Origin of the sequence: Acidovorax sp. 35-64-16 (assembly GCF_002281195.1) — a bacterium.
In the GTDB taxonomy this organism is placed as follows: domain Bacteria; phylum Pseudomonadota; class Gammaproteobacteria; order Burkholderiales; family Burkholderiaceae_C; genus Acidovorax; species Acidovorax defluvii.
On sequence record NZ_NCFM01000002.1, the window covers coordinates 136,292 to 153,836 of the forward strand.

15 protein-coding genes are annotated in these 17,545 nt (G+C 66.6%); 11 read left to right on the forward strand and 4 right to left on the reverse strand.

Going from position 1 to position 17,545, the window contains the following annotated elements; genetic code table 11:
• Nucleotides 1-58: 58 nt before the first annotated feature.
• Nucleotides 59-1,150, reverse strand: coding sequence for an iron-sulfur cluster carrier protein ApbC (gene apbC / locus B7Y64_RS02870; RefSeq protein WP_291325697.1), 1,092 nt, complete (start codon nt 1,148-1,150; stop codon nt 59-61).
• A 124-nt stretch (nt 1,151-1,274) separates the two neighbouring features.
• Here apbC and B7Y64_RS02875 point away from each other — a divergent pair, with 124 nt between their 5' ends.
• The 4 genes from B7Y64_RS02875 (at nt 1,275) to B7Y64_RS02890 (ending at nt 5,665) form a co-directional block, all read left to right on the forward strand.
• A complete protein-coding gene (locus B7Y64_RS02875) occupies nt 1,275-1,838 on the forward strand; it encodes a restriction endonuclease (protein WP_024816093.1) in 564 nt (187 codons plus the stop codon).
• 41 nt (nt 1,839-1,879) lie between these two features.
• Complete coding sequence (locus B7Y64_RS02880; protein WP_291325698.1) at nt 1,880-3,151, forward strand: patatin-like phospholipase family protein; 1,272 nt, start codon at nt 1,880-1,882, stop codon at nt 3,149-3,151.
• 79 nt (nt 3,152-3,230) lie between these two features.
• Nucleotides 3,231-5,318, forward strand: a complete 2,088-nt coding sequence (gene metG, locus B7Y64_RS02885; protein WP_291328337.1) for a methionine--tRNA ligase — start codon at nt 3,231-3,233, stop codon at nt 5,316-5,318.
• 14 nt (nt 5,319-5,332) lie between these two features.
• On the forward strand, nt 5,333-5,665 hold the full coding sequence (locus B7Y64_RS02890; RefSeq protein WP_291325700.1) for a hypothetical protein: 333 nt from the start codon (nt 5,333-5,335) through the stop codon (nt 5,663-5,665).
• On the opposite strand, the gene B7Y64_RS02895 is transcribed toward B7Y64_RS02890, so the two are convergent.
• Nucleotides 5,650-6,282 carry a YitT family protein gene (locus B7Y64_RS02895; protein ID WP_035242170.1) on the reverse strand — a complete coding sequence of 211 codons (633 nt, stop codon included), beginning with the start codon at nt 6,280-6,282 and terminating at the stop codon, nt 5,650-5,652. The two genes, B7Y64_RS02890 and B7Y64_RS02895, sit on opposite strands and share 16 nt — an antisense overlap.
• A gap of 253 nt (nt 6,283-6,535) precedes the next feature.
• Between B7Y64_RS02895 and B7Y64_RS02900 the strand changes: the two genes are divergently transcribed.
• Nucleotides 6,536-8,413, forward strand: a complete 1,878-nt coding sequence (locus B7Y64_RS02900) for a SulP family inorganic anion transporter (RefSeq protein WP_024816098.1) — start codon at nt 6,536-6,538, stop codon at nt 8,411-8,413.
• Between the two features lie 51 nt (nt 8,414-8,464).
• On the opposite strand, the gene B7Y64_RS02905 is transcribed toward B7Y64_RS02900, so the two are convergent.
• Nucleotides 8,465-9,511 carry an AraC family transcriptional regulator gene (locus B7Y64_RS02905; protein ID WP_291325702.1) on the reverse strand — a complete coding sequence of 349 codons (1,047 nt, stop codon included), beginning with the start codon at nt 9,509-9,511 and terminating at the stop codon, nt 8,465-8,467.
• Between the two features lie 194 nt (nt 9,512-9,705).
• Between B7Y64_RS02905 and B7Y64_RS02910 the strand changes: the two genes are divergently transcribed.
• From B7Y64_RS02910 to B7Y64_RS02920, 3 genes are all read left to right on the forward strand, one after another.
• Nucleotides 9,706-11,316 carry an FAD-binding protein gene (locus B7Y64_RS02910; protein ID WP_291325704.1) on the forward strand — a complete coding sequence of 537 codons (1,611 nt, stop codon included), beginning with the start codon at nt 9,706-9,708 and terminating at the stop codon, nt 11,314-11,316.
• A gap of 66 nt (nt 11,317-11,382) precedes the next feature.
• Nucleotides 11,383-12,282, forward strand: a complete 900-nt coding sequence (locus B7Y64_RS02915) for a bile acid:sodium symporter family protein (protein ID WP_291325705.1) — start codon at nt 11,383-11,385, stop codon at nt 12,280-12,282.
• A 37-nt stretch (nt 12,283-12,319) separates the two neighbouring features.
• Nucleotides 12,320-13,999 carry an acetolactate synthase large subunit gene (locus B7Y64_RS02920; RefSeq protein ID WP_291328374.1) on the forward strand — a complete coding sequence of 560 codons (1,680 nt, stop codon included), beginning with the start codon at nt 12,320-12,322 and terminating at the stop codon, nt 13,997-13,999.
• A gap of 33 nt (nt 14,000-14,032) precedes the next feature.
• Here the strand turns inward: B7Y64_RS02920 and B7Y64_RS02925 are convergent, their stop codons facing one another.
• Nucleotides 14,033-14,545: a hypothetical protein gene (locus B7Y64_RS02925; protein ID WP_024816103.1), complete on the reverse strand. Its 513-nt coding sequence runs from the start codon at nt 14,543-14,545 to the stop codon at nt 14,033-14,035.
• Between the two features lie 42 nt (nt 14,546-14,587).
• Here B7Y64_RS02925 and B7Y64_RS02930 point away from each other — a divergent pair, with 42 nt between their 5' ends.
• The 3 genes from B7Y64_RS02930 to nadB all read left to right on the forward strand — a co-directional run bounded on the left by B7Y64_RS02930 (nt 14,588) and on the right by nadB (nt 17,535).
• On the forward strand, nt 14,588-14,794 hold the full coding sequence (locus tag B7Y64_RS02930) for a DUF3460 family protein (protein WP_024816104.1): 207 nt from the start codon (nt 14,588-14,590) through the stop codon (nt 14,792-14,794).
• Nucleotides 14,795-14,856: 62 nt separating this feature from the next.
• On the forward strand, nt 14,857-15,702 hold the full coding sequence (locus B7Y64_RS02935; protein ID WP_114655786.1) for a ScpA family protein: 846 nt from the start codon (nt 14,857-14,859) through the stop codon (nt 15,700-15,702).
• A gap of 237 nt (nt 15,703-15,939) precedes the next feature.
• On the forward strand, nt 15,940-17,535 hold the full coding sequence (nadB, locus tag B7Y64_RS02940) for an L-aspartate oxidase (RefSeq protein WP_291328342.1): 1,596 nt from the start codon (nt 15,940-15,942) through the stop codon (nt 17,533-17,535).
• Nucleotides 17,536-17,545: the final 10 nt, after the last annotated feature.

Genomic DNA, 17,545 nt, shown 5'->3' on the forward strand with positions numbered 1-17,545 from the left:
CAATGCCGCGTCCCCACCGCACGGAGCCGCCACGGCCACCGCCCGATCCGCCCGGCGCTCAGGTGTTCTTGCTGATCGAGATGGTGGGGAACTTGCTCGAAAAGTCTTTCGCCTGCCGGGCGATCTTCACCGCCACCTCGCGCGCCACCTTCTTGTAGATCTGCGCCACCTCGCCATCCGGGTCGGCCACCACGGTGGGTTTGCCGCTGTCGGCCTGCAGGCGGATGCTCATGTCCAGCGGCAGCGCGCCCAGGTAGTCCATGCCGTAGTCGGCCGCCATCTTCTTGCCGCCATCGGCGCCGAAGATGTGCTCCACATGGCCGCAGTTGCTGCACACGTGGGCCGCCATGTTCTCGACGATGCCCAGGATGGGGACGCCCACCTTCTCGAACATCTTGATGCCCTTCTTGGCGTCGAGCAGGGCGATGTCCTGCGGCGTGGTGACGATCACGGCGCCCGTCATGGGCACGCGCTGGCTCAGCGTGAGCTGGATGTCACCCGTGCCGGGCGGCATGTCGATGATGAGGTAATCGAGGTCTTTCCAGTTGGTCTGGCGCAGCAGTTGCTCCAGCGCCTGCGTGGCCATGGGGCCGCGCCAGATCATCGCTTCGTCCTGGTCCACCAGGAAACCGATGGACATGACCTGCACGCCGTAGTTCTCGAGCGGCTCCATGGTCTTGCCGTCATCGCTTTCGGGGCGGCGGTTGATGCCCATCATCATGGGCTGGCTGGGGCCATAGATGTCGGCGTCCAGCACACCCACGCTGGCGCCTTCGGCCGCCAGGGCCAGCGCCAGGTTGGCTGCGGTGGTGCTTTTGCCAACACCGCCCTTGCCCGATGCCACGGCAATGATGTTCTTGACCTGCGGAAGCAGTTGCACGCCGCGCTGCACGGCGTGGGCCACTACCTTGGTGGTGATGTTGACCGAGACGTTCTCCACGCCCGCCACTCCCTTGGCGGCGGCCACCAGGCTGCGGCGCAGCTCGGGCAGCAGGCTCTTGGCCGGGTAACCCAGCTCGACATCAAAGGCTACATCGCCGCCATGAATCTGCACATTGCGCAAGGCGCGGGTGCTGACGAAATCCTGGCCCGTGTGGGGGTCCTGCACGCTGGTGAGCGCGGCCAAAAGGCCTTGTTCGGTGACTGCCATTCAAATAACTCCTGTGGGGCGGGTAGTCTATCCAAGCGACTCAACCCCATGCGTTGCAGGACAATGCCTGCGCCCGCCAGCCGCCCACCACCCCGACAACAAAAGGACTTCCGTGAAATTCAAGATGCCGCCCAACTCCCTGTTTGCCGTGCTGCTGCGCTCGCCCTGGTGGATCAGCTTTGCGCTGGTGGGCCTGATCGCGCTGGTGGCCTTTGCCCTGCTGCCCGCGCAATATGCGGTGGTGGGGGCGCTGGGCGGCCTGCCGATCTTTGTGGTGGGCTGCATGGCGGCGTGGCGGCAGCTGCACGCGCCCAGCCCGGCGCGTGTGGCACAAGCCCTGCAGGCGGCGCAGACCATGCCCTGGCGCGGCTTTGCCGACACCCTGGACGCCGCGTGGCGCCAGGGCGGTTTTGAGGTGCAGCAACTCGACGGCGGTGCCGCCGATTTCTGCCTGACCAAGAGCGGCAGCACCACGCTGGCCAGCGCGCGCCGCTGGAAAGCCGCCACCCATGGCGTGGAGCCGCTGCGCGAGCTGCGCGCCGCCATGGAGCAACGCGGCGCCACTGCGGGGCTGTATGTGCTGGCCCAGGGCAGCCTCAGTGACAACGCCCGGCTGTATGCGCGCGACAACAGCATCACCATCGTGCAGGACAACGCACTGGCTGCCCTGCTGCTGGCCAAGTCCTGACGCGGCGACAACGCCCACCCCAAAAACCGCCTCCCCGCGCCATGCCACCGCCCACCCCAGCACGCACCCCAGCGCCCAAGGCTCCCAAATCCCCATCACCCCGCACGGGCCTGCTGCTTACCGGAGGCGGGGCGCGGGCCGCCTACCAGATGGGCGTGCTGGAGGCCATTGCCGACCTGCGCCAGGCGTGCGGCGCGGGTCGCGAGCCCAACCCGTTCCCCATCATCACGGGCACGTCGGCGGGGGCCATCAACGCCGCCGCGCTGGCCTGCGGCGCTGATGATTTCGACCGCACCGTGCGCCGCATCGCCCGCGTATGGCGCCAGTTCCATGCGCACCAGGTGTATGGCGCCGACTCGCTCTCGGTGATGCGCAGCGGTGCGCGCTGGCTCACGCTGGTGTCGCTGGGCTGGGCGCTGGCCCGCTGGCGCCGCCTGCGCCCGCGCTCGCTGCTGGACAACGCGCCGCTCGAAAAACTGCTGGCCAAAATGGTGCCGCTCATGCGCCTGCCCCGGCTGATGCAAAAGTGCCATCTCACGGCCCTGGCGGTGACGGCGTCGAGCTACAGCTCGGGCGAGCATGTCACCTTTTATGAATCGGCCCAGGCTGTGCAGCCCTGGGTGCGCTCGCAGCGCAAGGCGGCGCGCGACCGCATCACGCACGAGCACCTGCTGGCCTCTTCGGCCATTCCCTTTGTGTTTCCGGCCAAGGGCATCACCATCGACGGCCACACCGAATACTTTGGCGACGGCTCCATGCGCCAGTCGGCACCCATCGCGGCGGCCATTCACCTGGGGGCCGAGCGCGTGCTGGTGATCGGCGCGGGCCGCATGCACGAGCCCCGGGGCGACAGCACCGCCCCGCCCTCCCCCAGTTACCCCTCGCTGGCGCAGATTGCCGGGCACGCGCTGTCCAACATCTTTCTGGATGCGCTGTCGGTCGATGTGGAGCGCGTGCAGCGCATCAACCAGACGCTGTCGCTGATTCCTGAAGAAAAGCGCACCCACAGCGCGCTGCGGCCTGTCGAGCTGCTCGTCATCGCCCCCTCGCAGCGGCTCGATGCCATCGCCGCCCGCCATGTGGGCGACCTGCCCGGCCCCGTGCGCACCATGCTGGGTGCCCTGGGCGTCACCTCGAACATGGCCGACGTGCGCGGCGCTGCTCTGGCCAGCTACCTGCTGTTCGAACAGGGTTACACGCGGGAACTGATGGCCCTGGGCCGGGCTGACACCCTGGCCCGGCGCGCCGACGTATGCCGCTTCTTTGGCTGGAAAGACACCGGCGCCGCGTTGCGCACCCGCCTTCCGGCCTGACATGGCGTAAAAGAACCCGCCACAACCATGGCTCTTTAAACGCCTAAAATCGCGGGTTCCGCCTGAGAAAGCCGCTTTCATGACGTCATCCGCACGCAAACTCTTCGTCACCACCGCCCTGCCCTACGCCAACGGCAACTTCCACATCGGCCACATCATGGAATACATCCAGGCCGACATCTGGGTGCGCACGCAGCGGCTGCTGGGCAACGCGGTGAACTTCGTCGGCGCCGACGACACCCACGGCGCGCCCATCATGATCGCGGCCGAGAAGGCCGGCAAGACGCCGCAGCAGTTCGTGGCCGACATCGCCGCCGGGCGCAAGCAGTACCTCGATGGCTTTCACATCGAGTTCGACAACTGGCACAGCACCGACGCGCCCGAGAACCACGAGCTGGCCCAGGACATCTACCGCGGCCTCAAGGCCAACGGCCTGATCGAAACCCGCACCATCGAGCAGTTCTTCGACCCCGAGAAGAACATGTTCCTGCCCGACCGCTTCATCAAGGGCGAGTGCCCCAAGTGCCACGCCAAGGACCAGTACGGCGACAACTGCGAGGTCTGCGGCGCCGTCTACGCGCCCACCGACCTCATCAACCCTTACTCCGCACTCTCGGGCGCCAAGCCGCTGCTCAAAAGCTCGGAGCATTTCTTCTTCAAGCTGTCGGACCCGCGTTGCGTGGCATTTTTGGAAGACTGGACGCAAAGCGGCCGCCTGCAAACCGAAGTGGCCAACAAGGTGCGCGAATGGTTCACCGTGCGCACCAACCCCGACGGCAGCACCAGCGAAGGCCTGGGCGACTGGGACATCTCGCGCGACGCGCCCTACTTCGGCATCGAGATCCCCGACGCGCCGGGTAAGTACTTCTATGTCTGGCTGGACGCGCCCATCGGCTACCTGGCCTCGCTGAAGAACCTGCTCACCAAGCGCGGCCAGGACTACGAGGCCTACATGGCCGACCCGGCGCTGGAGCAGTACCACTTCATCGGCAAGGACATCGTCACCTTCCACACCCTGTTCTGGCCCGCCACGCTCAAGTTCAGCGGCCGCAAGGTGCCCGACTCGGTGTTCGTGCACGGCTTCCTCACCGTGAACAACGGCGAGAAGATGAGCAAGAGCCGGGGCACCGGCCTGGACCCGCTCAAGTACCTGGGCCTGGGCATGAATGCCGAGTGGCTGCGCTACTACCTGGCCACCAAGCTGAGCAGCCGCAACGAGGACATCGACTTCAACGCCGAAGACTTCATGCTGCGCGTCAACAGCGACCTGATCGGCAAGTACGTCAACATCGCCAGCCGCGCGGCGGGCTTCATCAGCAAGCGCTTTGGCGGCCAGCTCGGCGAAGTCTCGGCCGACGGCGACGCGCTGCTGGAGCACCTGCGCACCGTGGCGCCCTCCATCATCGAGCTGCTGGCCGAGCGCGAATACGGCAAGGCCCTGCGCGAAACCATGCTGCTGACCGACCGCGTGAACGCCTACGTGGACCAGAACAAGCCCTGGGAGCTGGCCAAACAGGAAGGCATGGAAGCCCGCCTGCAGGACGTATGCACGACCTGCATCGAGGCCTTCCGCCTGCTCACCATCCTGCTCAAGCCCGTGCTGCCAGCGCTGGCCGCGCAGGTCGAGGCCTTTTTGAAGGTCGAGCCCTTCACCTTCGCCAGCGCGCAGGTGATGCTGGGCCAGGGCCATGTGATCGGCGAATACAAGCACCTGATGCAGCGCGTGGACATCAAGCAGCTTGAAGCATTGTTTGAGCCTCCAGCACAGGCAGATCAATCGCAGGCAGCTACTGAAACAGTAGCACCCGGCGGCGAAGAACTGGCCCCCGCCATCACCATCGACGACTTCACCAAGATCGACCTGCGCATCGCGCTGATCGTGAACTGCGAAGCCGTGGAAGGCTCGACCAAGCTGCTGCGCCTGACGCTGGATGTGGGCGAGGGCAAAACCCGCAACGTGTTCAGCGGCATCGCCAGCGCCTACCAACCCGCAGACCTGATTGGCAAGCACACCGTGATGGTGGCCAACCTCGCGCCGCGCAAGATGAAGTTTGGCGTGAGCGAGGGCATGGTACTGGCGGCGAGCCATGGTGACGAGAAGGCGAACCCAGGGATTTTTGTGCTGAACCCCTGGCCGGGTGCAACGCCAGGCATGCGGGTGCGCTAAAAGCGACCCGGCCCATGCGCTGTCTGGCCTGTGCTCTGGCGGGCGCCTTGCTGCTGCCGCAATTGCTGGCCGGCTGCACGGTGGTGGCGGTGACCGCCACGGCCGTTAGCGTCACGGCCACCGCCGTGGGCTTGGCGGCGGATGCTGCCGTGGGCACTGCCAAGGTGGTGGGCAAGGGCGTGGGAATGGCCGTCGATGCCCTGTCCAGTGACGGGACAGCGGCGGACAGCAGCGGCATCCAGATCAGGGAGTCCATCCGCCCGGCGCCCGCAGAGCAATCCGCACCGCCCGCTCTGCCGGGCACACTGCCCCAGTCCAACCCGCCCCCCGCTCACTCTCCGGTATAGCGCCCCGGCCGGTGGCTGATCCACAAAAAGCCGCTCATCACCAGCACCGCCAGCACCGAATACGCCACGCGCTCCACCGGCACGATGAAAAGTGCCAACAGCACCACAGTGCCGTCGATCATCATCTGCACCTTGCCTGCACGCATGCCGTAACGGGCTTGCAGGTACAGCGATATCACCGTGGCACCCCCCAGGCTGGAGCGGTGGCGCGCCAAAAACAGGCAGCCCGTGCCCAGCAGCAACCCGCCCAGCAGCGAGGCGAACAGCGGGTTCAGGTAGTCCACATGCATGACGTGCGGGAAGAGCTCCGTCAGCAGTGACAGCAGGGCCACGCAGACAAAAGTCTTGATGGTGAACTCGCGGCCCATGCGCGTCCATGCAAACCAGTAGAACGGCAGGTTGACAACAAAGAAGAGTTTGCCAAACGAGATGCCCGTGACGTAGTGCAGCAAAAACGCCACACCCGCCGTGCCCCCCACCAGCAACCCCGCCTGGTTGAACAGCATGAGTGCCATGGCCACAAACAGGGTGCCGGCAAACAGTGCCTGCGCATCTTCAAACGTGCCGTGGCGCAGGGAGGATGGCGGGGCGGAGGCGTCAGACATGGGTGGATTCATGGGATGGAGGCAAGCAAGCAACGCGCCAGACGGCGGGGCGGCTGACCGCTGCGCCAACCGAGCCCGCCGCACGATTTTCGATCATATCGGCCTGCAGTGCTTACCAATCAAGCGCTATAAGCTATTAAAAAAATAGCGACAGGATCGACGGCAGGCGATCGGGGTGCGGCCGCTACGGTTGCACTTTGTCACCGGCTCACTACACTGGCGCACCGGCTTGGGCCTTCGTTCTTTACCCACTCCCTCTCCATCCATGCGTTTCTCGTTTGCCTTCCGCCCCCGTCTGCTGGATGCCCTGCGCGGCTACAGCCGCAACCGCTGGCTCGCCGATGTGGGCGCAGGTGTCACGGTGGGCATCGTCGCGCTGCCGCTGGCCATGGCGTTTGCCATCGCCAGCGGCCTCAAGCCCGAGGCGGGGTTGTGGACGGCCATCATCGGCGGCTTCCTCATTGCGCTGCTGGGCGGCACCAATGTGCAGATTGGCGGGCCGGCCGGGGCGTTCATCGTCATCGTCTACGGCATCGTCGAGCGCTATGGCGTGGCCAACCTGCTGATTTCTACGGCCTGTGCGGGGGTGCTGCTGTTCCTGCTCGGGATGTTCAAGCTGGGCAGCCTGGTGCGCTTCGTGCCGGTGAGCATCGTCATCGGCTTCACCAACGGCATTGCGGTGCTGATCGCGCTGTCGCAGGTGAAGGACTGGCTGGGGCTGTCCATCGACAAGATGCCGGGCAACTTTTTCTCGCAGGTTCATGTGCTGGGCCAGCACATCGGCACGCTGAACCCCTATGCGCTGGGGCTGGGCGGGCTGTGCCTGGGCGGCCTGTTCCTGTGGCCGCGCCTGTTCATGCACGGCTCGCCGGTGCTGCGCATTGCCGAGGGCCACACCGTGCGCTCTTTTGCACGCGTGCCTGCGCCCGTGGTGGCCCTGATCACCCTGACCGCGCTGGCCTATGTGATGGACTACCCAGTGGAGACGATTGGCTCGCGCTTTGGCGGCATTCCGCAGCAGGCGCCAGCGTTTGCGTTGCCCGATTTTTCGTGGGACACCGTGCGCCTGCTGGTCACGCCCACCGTCACCATTGCGCTACTGGGCGCCATCGAGTCGCTGCTGTGCGCGCGCGTAGCCGACCAGCTGGCCACCAACCCGCACCACAAGAAGCACGACCCCAACCAGGAGCTCATGGCCCAGGGCGTTGCCAATTTCATCGTGCCGTTCTTTGGGGGCATGCCCGCTACCGGCACCATTGCGCGCACCGTGACCAACCTGCGCGCGGGCGCCACCAGCCCCATCGCCGGCATCGTGCACGCTGCCACGCTGGCGCTCATCGTGCTGCTGGCCGCGCCGCTGGCCCTGCACATCCCGCTGGCGGTGCTGGCGGGCATCCTGCTTTATGTGGCCTGGAACATGGGCGAGTGGCACGAGTTTGTGCGCCTCAAGCATTTCAGCAACCACTACCGGCTGCTCATGCTGGGCACGTTCTTCCTGACCGTGGTGTTTGACCTCACGGTGGCGGTGGAGGTGGGGCTGGGGCTGGCCTGCGTGCTGTTTGTGCGGCGCATGAGCGCACTGTTCCGCGCCGAGCCCGAGTTGCCCCGCGCCACCACGGCCACGGCCCCGGCCGCTGACCAGGGGGAATTGGCACCAGGAGCCTGTCGGACTTGGAGCGTCGAAAGCGAAAATCGGACCCAGCGAGGACAGTTTTCGCCGGATTTGCAGCCCCATAGCGGGGCTATGGGGCAAAAAGACGGTGAAAAATGGACCGCTGCGGCCGATTTGCAGCCGACGATTTCCACGTCCGACAGGCTCCTAGCGGCAGGCCCCCGCCCCCGCTTGGCCTGGCGCCTGCACGGTGCGCTGTTTTTTGGGGCTGCCGCCAAGATCGACCCCATTGTGCAGGCCGTGGAGGCTGGCCCCGAAGGCCCCGAAGTGGTACTGAACGCGCGCGACCTGTTTGCCCTGGACACCACGGGCCTGGAAGGTCTGGAGCAGATTCTGAAAGCCGTGGGCCAACGCGGCGGCGTGCTGTGCGTGCAGGATGCCCAAGAGCAGCCGCGCTCGCTGATGGAGCGTTCGGGCTTCAACGCCCGGCTGGCAGCGCAGAACGCAGCCCAGCACCGCAAAAGCTCCTAAAAAGAGAGCTGCTTGCGCTTATGCAGCAAGCGTTTCAGCCGTTTTTTACTATCAATCGTTGGCACAGGGCGCAGCGTCCCCACTGCCTTGCATGGCTCGCGCCTGCCAGTCCCCGGGCGCACACCCTGTCCAGCGCCGAAACGCCCGGTTGAATGCGCTGGCCTCCGAAAACCCCAGCCTGCGCGCGATGACGACGAACGGTTGCGCACCGTCTGCCACGGCCCGGCACGCCAGCGCCCGGCGCGCACTGTCCAGCAAATCCGAATAGTGCACGCCCTCGGCCGTGAGCCGCCGGGCAAACGCCCGCTCGGTCAGGCCGAACTGGCGCGCAGCCTGCGCACGCTCGGTCACGCCCCTGTCGATGGCACCCGCCAGCCATTGCTCCACGCGCGAGCTCAGGCCCTGGGGCACCGACAACGCCGCCAGCTGGGCCGAGGCGTGGGCGCGGTGCAGGCCGGAGAGCGCCGCATCGGCCTGCGGCAAGGGCGCATCCAGCACGGCATTGGCCAGCAGCAGGCCGTTGAAAGCCTGCTCGAACTCCACCTCGGTCTCGAACACCGCGGCGTAGCCGGGCAGCGGCCCCAGTTGCCGGTGGGTGAACTGCACTCGCAGCGGCTGCACGGCGTGACCCGAAACCCAGTGGCTGAAGCTCACCGTGGCCGCCAGCACGGCCTCAACCTGGTGCGCACTGAAAGCCAGCTCGCCCTGCTGCGGGTGGTACACCACCCAGCTCTGGTGCTCGCCGGCCAGGATCTGGAAGCGCCCGCCATCGCTGATGAGCCGCTGGTACTGCTGCAGCAGGCCGATGGCATTGCGCAGCGTGGACGACGACAGCAAGATGAAACCGACCACATTGAAGCTGCCTGGCCCCACCGTGCGCCCGGCGTTCAGGCCGAAAGCCGGGTCGCACGTCAGCTCGGCGGCCGCACGCCACAGGCGTGTGATGTCGTCGATGGGCCAGCGCGGTGCGTCCAGGCAACCGCTTGCCAGACCCGCGCGTGCCAGCAGCCGCCCGCGCGCCAGGCCCTGGCGCTCGGCAGCCGCCACGACGGTATTGACCCAGCTCATCGCAACGCTGGGCGCCAGTAAATGGTTCACGCCCTGTTCATGGGGAACACATGGCTTCAACACCGTCATGCCCGTCGTCGCCCTGAGGAAAGGTCACGATCGGTCTCCAAAGTCAACATGCATGGTCTCCAAGGTCAAGGCTGGAGCGATCATAAAACGCTATCGTCTGGCGCACAAAGAACCTTACAGAGAACCGCACAGGTTCCACAAACAGGAGACAAACCATGGCAGCACAGCACCATGATGTGGTGATCGTTGGCGGCGGGCTGGCCGGCATCGTCACCGCGCTCGAAGCCCTGCGCGCGGGCCAGTCCGTGGCGCTGGTGGACCGCGATGCCCCCGAGCGCCTGGGAGGCCTCGCCCTGTGGGCGTTTGGCGGCATGGCGCTGGTGGGCACGGCGCTGCAGGCACGCATGAAGATCCCCGACTCGCCCGAGGCCGCGCTGCGCGACTGGGTGCGATTTGGCGAGATGGACCCGGCCGACACCTATCCGCAGCAGTGGGCGCGCTACTACGTCGAGCATTCACGCGCCGAGGTGTACGACTGGCTGCTGGGCGAGGGCGTCAAATTCATGCCTGCGGTCAACTGGATCGAGCGCGGGCGGCATGGCGAGGGCAACAGCGTGCCGCGCTACCACATCATCTGGGGCACGGCACGCGAGCTCACGCGCCGCATGATCGCCGCGATGCGCCAGGCCGACACGGGCGGGCGGCTCACCGTGCTGCACCGCCACCGCGCCAGTGCGCTGGATTTGCAGCAAGGCCGCACGTCCGGCGTGCTGGCGGTGAACGAGGACACCGGTGCCGAGGTGCGGCTGACGGCTGCTGTGGTGGTGCTGGCCATGGGCGGCATCAACGGCGGCCACGCGCAAACCCGCGCCAACTGGCCCACCAACCGCCCCCTGCCCGCCACCCTGCTCAATGGCGCACACCCCTTTGCCGACGGAGCGATGCACCACCACGCCGCCGATCGCTGGGGCGCGCAGATCACCCACGCAGGCGAGATGTGGAACTACGCAGCCGGTTTTCCGCACCCTTTTCCGCATTTCGAGGGGCATGGCCTGTCCACCATTCCGTGCAAATCGGCGCTGTGGCTCAACCACCGGGGCGAACGCATCGGACCGGAACCGCTGGTCACCGGTTTCGACACCCACTGGCTGTGCCAGCAAGTGGCCGCGCAAGAGAAGCCCTGGACCTGGCACCTGCTGAACTGGCGCATCGCGGCCAAGGAGTTCGCCATTTCCGGCGCCGAGCACAACCAGCGCATCCGCGACATGCAGTTCCCCGCTTTCCTCAAAGAGACGTTGCTGGGCAACCACCGGTTGGTGAAGCAGATGGCCGCCGAGAGCAAACACTTTTTGGTGGACGACACGCTGGCGGGGCTGGCCGCGAAGATGAACGCGCTGGCTGGCACCAACGACGTGCAGCCCGCCGTGCTGCAGGCCACGGCCGACACCTTTGACGCCAATTTTGCGAACGGCGCCAAGCTGCACAACGACGACCAGATCCGCCGCATCCTGCACGCGCGCCAGTGGGGGCCCGACAAGCTGCGCACCTGCGCGCCCGCGCCGCTGCAAAAGGCAGGCAGCGGGCCGTACATCGCCATCCAGATGCAGCTCATCACGCGCAAGAGCTTGGGCGGCCTGCGCACCGACCTGGCAAGCCGCGTGCTCGACGGCGCCGACCAGCCCATCCCCGGCCTGTACTGCGTGGGCGAGGCGGCGGGCTTTGGCGGCGGCGGCGCCAGTGGCAAACGCTCGCTGGAAGGCACCTTTTTACCTGGCTGCATTCTCACGGCGCGCGCTGCGGCGCGGCACATCACCACCGGACGCTGAGAAGGTATGAACAAACCCACCATGCCCGCCCATTCCGGATTCATTCACACCTTCTGAGGAGCCACCATGCAAGGCGACATTGTTTCGGGCGTGCTGCTGCCGCTCATCCTGGCGTTCATCATGTTTTCGCTCGGCCTGGGGCTGACGGTGGGCGACTTCCGGCGCATCCTCACCCAGCCGCGCGCGCTGCTGGTGGGGGTGGTGTGCCACTTCGTGCTGCTGCCGCTGGCGTGCTTTCTGCTCCTCAGTGCCTGGGGCATGACCGGCGTGTTTGCCGTGGGCTTCATGGTGCTGGCGGCCTGCCCCACAGGCAGCACCTCGAACCTGCTCACCTACCTGGCACGCGGCGACGTGGCCCTGGCGCTGAGCTTCACCGCCGTGGCCAGTGTGGCCACCATCTTCACCCTGCCGCTGGTGGTGACCTGGGCACTGGGCCACTACCTGGGCGCAGCCCGGGCGGTTGACGTGCCCGTGGGGTTGATGATGGGCCAGGTGGCGCTGGTGCTGGGCGTGCCGGTGAGCCTGGGCATGTTCGCGCGCCAGCGCTGGAGCGCCTGGGCGCAGCGCTTCGAACCGCGCGCCACGCGCGTGGCCACGGTGCTGTTCGTGCTCATCGTGGTGCTGGCCGTGGCGAAAAACTGGGCGCTCCTGCGCGACAACTTCAGCACCCTGGCGCCGTTTGCGCTGCTGCTCAACATCAGCATGCTGTGCGTGGGCTTTGGCGTGGCGTGGGCCGCGCGCCTGTCGCGCAGCCAGTCGGTCACCCTGGGCATTGAAACCGCCGTGCAGAACGCCGCCTTGGCGCTGGTGATTGCCAGCACCGTGCTCCAAGACGACGCCATGGCCATTCCCGGCGCGCTTTATGGCGTGCTCATGTACGCCGGGGGCCTGCTGTTTGCCCTGGCCATGCGCCGCCTGCTGCCCGCCGCCCCAACCACCGCCACGGTTGCCACAACCGGCGCTTGACCCTTTCAAAGAGGAACACCCCATGTCCACTGCCTCCCTGAACGGCGCCCAGGCGCTGATGAAAACCCTGGTCGATGCCGGCATCGAGGTCTGCTTCACCAACCCCGGCACGAGCGAAATGCACTTTGTGGCCGCGCTCGACAGCGAGCCGAAGATGCGTGCCGTGCTGGCCCTGTTCGAGGGTGTGGCCACGGGCGCGGCGGATGGTTATGCCCGCATGGCCGGCAAACCCGCCGCCACGCTCTTGCACCTGGGCTGCGGCCTGGGCAACGGCCTGGCCAACCTGCACAACGCGCGCAAGGGCAAAGTGCCCGTGGTCAACATCGTGGGCGACCACGCCACACACCACACGCAATACGACGCGCAACTGCAAAGCGACATCGAAACCGTGGCGCGCAATGTGTCGCCCGGTTTTGTGCGCACATCGCAGAGCACTGCTGCGCTGTGCCAGGACGCAGCAGACGCCATCACCGCCGCACGCGGCCTGCCGGGCCAGGTGGCCACGCTGATATTGCCCGCCGACGTATCGTGGGGCGAAGGCGGCGTGCCCTGCCCTCCCCCGCCGCCGCCAAGCCCCGAAGCGGCGGACGACGCCACCGTACAGGCCATTGCCCAAACCATTGCCCAGGCAATGACACAGGCAGGACGGGCGGGCGGCAAGGCCGCCTTGCTCCTGGGCGGACAGGCGCTGCGCGAGCCCGGCCTGCGGGCCGCCGCGCGCATCGCCGCGCACAGCGGCGTGAAGGTGTTCGCCGAAGTCTTCCCCACCCGGCTGGAGCGCGGCGCAGGCCTACCCACCGTGGAGCGCATCGCCTACCTGGCCGAGCTGGCCGGGGTACAGCTTGCAGGCATCGAACACCTGATTCTGGTGGACGCCAAGGCGCCGGTATCGTTCTTTGCCTACCCGGGCAAGAAGAGCGACCTGGTGCCCGACGGCTGCACCGTGCACCAGCTCTCCACGCCCGCACAAAACGCCGCCGCCAGCCTCGAAAAACTCGCCCAGGCGCTGGGCGCCGCGCAGGCCCAGCCCGCGCTGCGGGCCCCCGCACGCCCCGGGCGCCCGCGCGGCAAGCTCACCGCCGAAAAAGTGTGCAAGGCCGTGGGCCACCTGCTGCCCGAGAACGCGATCGTCATCGACGAGGCCATCACCTCGGGGCTGATGCTCGCGCCCTTCACCGCTGGGGCTCCGCGCCACGACCTCATCACGCTCACGGGCGGCGCCATCGGCCAGGGCCTGCCCAATGCCGTCGGCGCGGCCATCGCCTGCCCGACACGCCCGGTGCTGGCGCTCATCGGCGACGGCACGGCGATGTACACCATCCAGGCGCTGTGGACCATGGCGCGCGAGAAGCTCAACGTGGTATCGGTCATCTTCAACAACGCCTCGTACTCGGTGCTCAACGTGGAGCTGGAACGCGTTGGCGCCGAAAAAGTGGGCGCCAAGGCCCGGTCGCAGCTGGACCTGAACGGCCCGGTGCTGAACTTCGCCCAGCTCGCCGATGGCATGGGCGTGCACGGCGTGCGCACCACTACGGCGGAGGAGTTTGTGCGGGCACTGGAGTACGCCCTGGCCACGCCCGGGCCACACCTGATCGAGGCGATGGTGCCGCAGTCGCTCAGCGGCCTCAAGCGCAAGCTGCTGCCCTGGCTGCTGCGCTCGCTGCCCAGCTTGCCTCCGGGGGTGGCGCGGGCACTCAAGCGCAAGATTGCGCCGTGAATGCCCACAAGGCAGCGCACCGGATTTCTGAAATCAGCGCCCGCCCTTGTTCTCTGGCGCGTCCATGTCGGGGCCGATCTGCGTACGCAGCACCGTGGCGCCGTCTTTGGTCACCACGGTAAACACCTTGGGGATGTTGGGCGCCTCGGCAAAGCGCCAGTCGTGGTGCGTTTCGCCGCTGAGGCGGTAGGGCGTGACCTTGGCAGGCTTGCCCAGATTGCGGCGCACCTGCGCCATGTCGGTGCCGGGTGTGATGCGGGCAAAGTTCTCGGGCGTGAGCACCTGGCGCACGGCCACCAGCCGGCCATCGGCACCCACGGTGATCATGTAATTGATCTGCCCGGCGGGCTGGCGGTTGTATTCCAGGGTGCGCGCGCCATCGGCCTCGTCCCAGATGGTTTCGGGGACGCCAAAGCGGTCACGCACGTCGGCCTCGGTGGAAATGCCAGGCTGCAGTTCGCTGATGCGCTGCGCGTCGCATCCGGCCAGGGCGACCAGGCTGAAAGCCGCCGCGGCAAGCGCCAGGGCACGAAAAAGAAAGGGCATGGAAGGCTCCCGGTAAAATCAAGCCAGAGAGGTTATCAGTCCATGTCCATTTTTCGCCGCCCCGACTACAAATCCGATGCCACCCAGTTCATCGACCAGCTCAAGGCGCAAAGGCCCGAGCTGGATGAACAGCAGCGCGCAGGCCGCGCCCTGCTGTGGGACAAGCAGGTAGACCGCAAGATCTGGGGCGACTACCGCGATGCCCAGGTCGCGCAAAAGCCCTACCCCTATCAGACCAACGCTGATTGAACATCAAAATAGCCTCTGGCGCTTTACCACAAAGCGCTAGCAGCTATTAATTCAATAGCACAATGCGCAGCGCAAGCCCTGCCGAGGCCACTGCGGCTACCCCGGGCACCATGCCCGACGTGGTGGACCAGGTGGCGCTGGCCCGCCTGTATGGCGAGCCGCTGTTTGCGCTGCCGCAAGACCTTTACATCCCGCCCGACGCGCTCGAAGTCTTTCTGGAAGCCTTTGAAGGCCCGCTCGATCTGCTGCTGTACCTGATCCGCAAGCAGAACTTCAACATCCTCGACATCCCCATGGCCGGCCTCACGCGCCAGTATCTGGTGTACGTGGAAGAGATCCGCAGCCGCAACCTGGAGCTGGCCGCCGAATACCTGCTGATGGCGGCGATGCTCATCGAGATCAAGTCGCGCATGTTGCTGCCCCCCAAAAAGCAGGAGGGAGCCGACGAGGCCGAAGACCCGCGCGCCGAGCTGGTGCGCCGCCTGCTCGAATACGAGCAGATGAAGATGGCCGCCATGCGCCTCGGGCAACTGCCGCAATATGGGCGCGACTTTGTAAAGGCGCAGGTGTACATCGAGCAAAGCCTGCAGCCGCGGTTTCCGGATGTGCATGTGGTCGATCTGCAAGACGCCTGGCGCGACATCCTGAAGCGCGCCCGGCTGGTGCAGCACCACAAGATCACCCGCGAGGAACTGAGCGTGCGCGAATACATGAGCATGGTGCTCAAAACGCTGCAGGGGCGCCGCTTTGTCGAGTTTGAAGAACTGTTCGATCCCGCCAACGGCAGCACCGTGCTGGTGGTGACCTTCATCGCGCTGCTCGAGCTGGCCAAAGAGACCCTGATCGAGATCACCCAGGCCGAGGCCTTCGCCCCCATTTACGTCCGGCTGGCCTATGTACCGGCATGATTCCATTTCTAAATCACCCGTGTCGTTATTGCTTCGCCTTGTCGTGCTACAGCACTGCCTGCGGCTTCGCGCCTAGACACGAATGATTTGGAAAAGGAATGACACCCCTGAGCGGCCGCGCCGCTTCCCCCTCACTCGCTGCGCGGGAGGGGGACGTCACCCGTGGCCTGGCAAAGCCAGTTCCAAGGTGGCACTGGCGTAGTGCAGCGCCCGTTTCGCACGCCACGAGAAACCACCATGCAATCCCACGACTTTGACGTACTCATCGTAGGCAGCGGCCTCGCCGGTCTCTCGGCCGCCCTGCACCTGGCGCCCACGCACCGCGTGGCTGTCATCACCAAACGCCAGCTGCAGGACGGTGCAAGCGCCTGGGCGCAGGGCGGCATTGCCGCCGTGCTGGCCGACGACGACAGCTTTGCCGCGCACATCGAAGACACCCTGGTGGCCGGTGCCGGCCTGTGCGACCTGGCCGCCACGCGCTTCGTGGTGGAAAACGCGCCCGAGGCCATCGCGTGGCTGCGCCAGCTGGGTGTGCCTTTTTCGATGGAGGGCGACCAGCTGCACCTCACGCGCGAAGGCGGCCACAGCGCACGCCGCATCGCCCATGTGACCGACGCCACCGGTGCCGCCGTGCAGCGCACGCTGATCGACGTGGTGCGCGCCACGCCAGGCATCACGGTGTTCGAGCAACACACGCTGGTGGACGTGATCATCAGCCACAAGCTGGGCCTGGCGGGCCCGCAGCAATGCCTGGGCCTGTATGCGCTGGATGGCGCCACCGATGAGGTGGTCACCTTCCGCGCGCCGCAAACCATTCTGGCCACGGGCGGCGCGGGCAAGGTGTACCTCTACACCACCAACCCCGACACCGCCACCGGCGACGGCATTGCCGCCGCCTGGCGCGCCGGTTGCCGCGTGGGCAACATGGAGTTCATCCAGTTTCACCCCACGGGGCTGTACCACCCGCATGCCAAGTCGTTCCTCATCAGTGAGGCGGTGCGCGGCGAGGGTGGCAAGCTGCTGCTGCCGGCATCGGCAGGTGGCACGCGCTTCATGCCGCAGCACGACGAGCGCGCCGAACTGGCGCCGCGCGACGTGGTGGCCCGCGCCATCGACTACGAAATGAAGCGCCACGGCCTGGACTGCGTGCACTTGGACATCTCGCACCAGAGCCCCGAATTTCTGCACGAGCACTTTCCCAACATCCTGGCGCACTGCGCGTCGCTGGGCATCGACATCACCAAAGAGCCCATCCCCGTGGTGCCCACGGCGCACTTCACCTGCGGCGGCGTGCTGACCGACCTGGCCGGCCGCACCGACCTGCCCGGCCTGTTTGCCGTGGGCGAGGTGGCCTGCACCGGCCTGCACGGCGCCAACCGCCTGGCCAGCAACTCGCTGCTTGAATGCATGGTGTTTGCCCGCGCCGCCGCGCACGCCATTGCGGCCACGCCGTGCACGCCCGTGCCCGAGCTGCCGGGCTGGGACGACAGCCGCGTGCAGGACGCCGACGAGTCGGTGGTCATCTCGCACAACTGGGACGAGCTGCGCCGCTTCATGTGGGATTACGTGGGCATCGTGCGCACCAACAAGCGCCTGGAGCGCGCGGCCCACCGCATCGCCCTGCTGCAAGCCGAGATCCAGGAGTTCTACGCCCACTTTCACATCACGCGCGACCTGCTGGAGCTGCGCAACCTGGTGCAGGTGGCCGACCTCATCATCAAGAGCGCGCAAATGCGCCGCGAAAGCCGCGGCCTGCACTACAGCCGCGACTACCCTGCGCTTGCGGCGCCCGCCGCGCCCACCATCCTGGTTCCGCCCATTGCGCGCCACTGAGCGCGGCATG

Bases quoted from the DNA above. Each gene is read 5' to 3' on its own strand.
- B7Y64_RS02935 (WP_114655786.1), top strand. From the start codon at position 14,857: ATGCGCAGCGCAAGCCCTGCCGAGGCCACTGCGGCTACCCCGGGCACC.
- metG (WP_291328337.1), top strand. From the start codon at position 3,231: ATGACGTCATCCGCACGCAAACTCTTCGTCACCACCGCCCTGCCCTAC.
- B7Y64_RS02900 (WP_024816098.1), top strand. From the start codon at position 6,536: ATGCGTTTCTCGTTTGCCTTCCGCCCCCGTCTGCTGGATGCCCTGCGC.
- B7Y64_RS02925 (WP_024816103.1), bottom strand. From the start codon at position 14,545: ATGCCCTTTCTTTTTCGTGCCCTGGCGCTTGCCGCGGCGGCTTTCAGC.
- B7Y64_RS02915 (WP_291325705.1), top strand. From the start codon at position 11,383: ATGCAAGGCGACATTGTTTCGGGCGTGCTGCTGCCGCTCATCCTGGCG.
- B7Y64_RS02910 (WP_291325704.1), top strand. From the start codon at position 9,706: ATGGCAGCACAGCACCATGATGTGGTGATCGTTGGCGGCGGGCTGGCC.
- B7Y64_RS02875 (WP_024816093.1), top strand. From the start codon at position 1,275: ATGCCGCCCAACTCCCTGTTTGCCGTGCTGCTGCGCTCGCCCTGGTGG.
- apbC (WP_291325697.1), bottom strand. From the start codon at position 1,150: ATGGCAGTCACCGAACAAGGCCTTTTGGCCGCGCTCACCAGCGTGCAG.
- B7Y64_RS02880 (WP_291325698.1), top strand. From the start codon at position 1,880: ATGCCACCGCCCACCCCAGCACGCACCCCAGCGCCCAAGGCTCCCAAA.
- B7Y64_RS02890 (WP_291325700.1), top strand. From the start codon at position 5,333: ATGCGCTGTCTGGCCTGTGCTCTGGCGGGCGCCTTGCTGCTGCCGCAA.
- B7Y64_RS02930 (WP_024816104.1), top strand. From the start codon at position 14,588: ATGTCCATTTTTCGCCGCCCCGACTACAAATCCGATGCCACCCAGTTC.
- B7Y64_RS02895 (WP_035242170.1), bottom strand. From the start codon at position 6,282: ATGAATCCACCCATGTCTGACGCCTCCGCCCCGCCATCCTCCCTGCGC.
- nadB (WP_291328342.1), top strand. From the start codon at position 15,940: ATGCAATCCCACGACTTTGACGTACTCATCGTAGGCAGCGGCCTCGCC.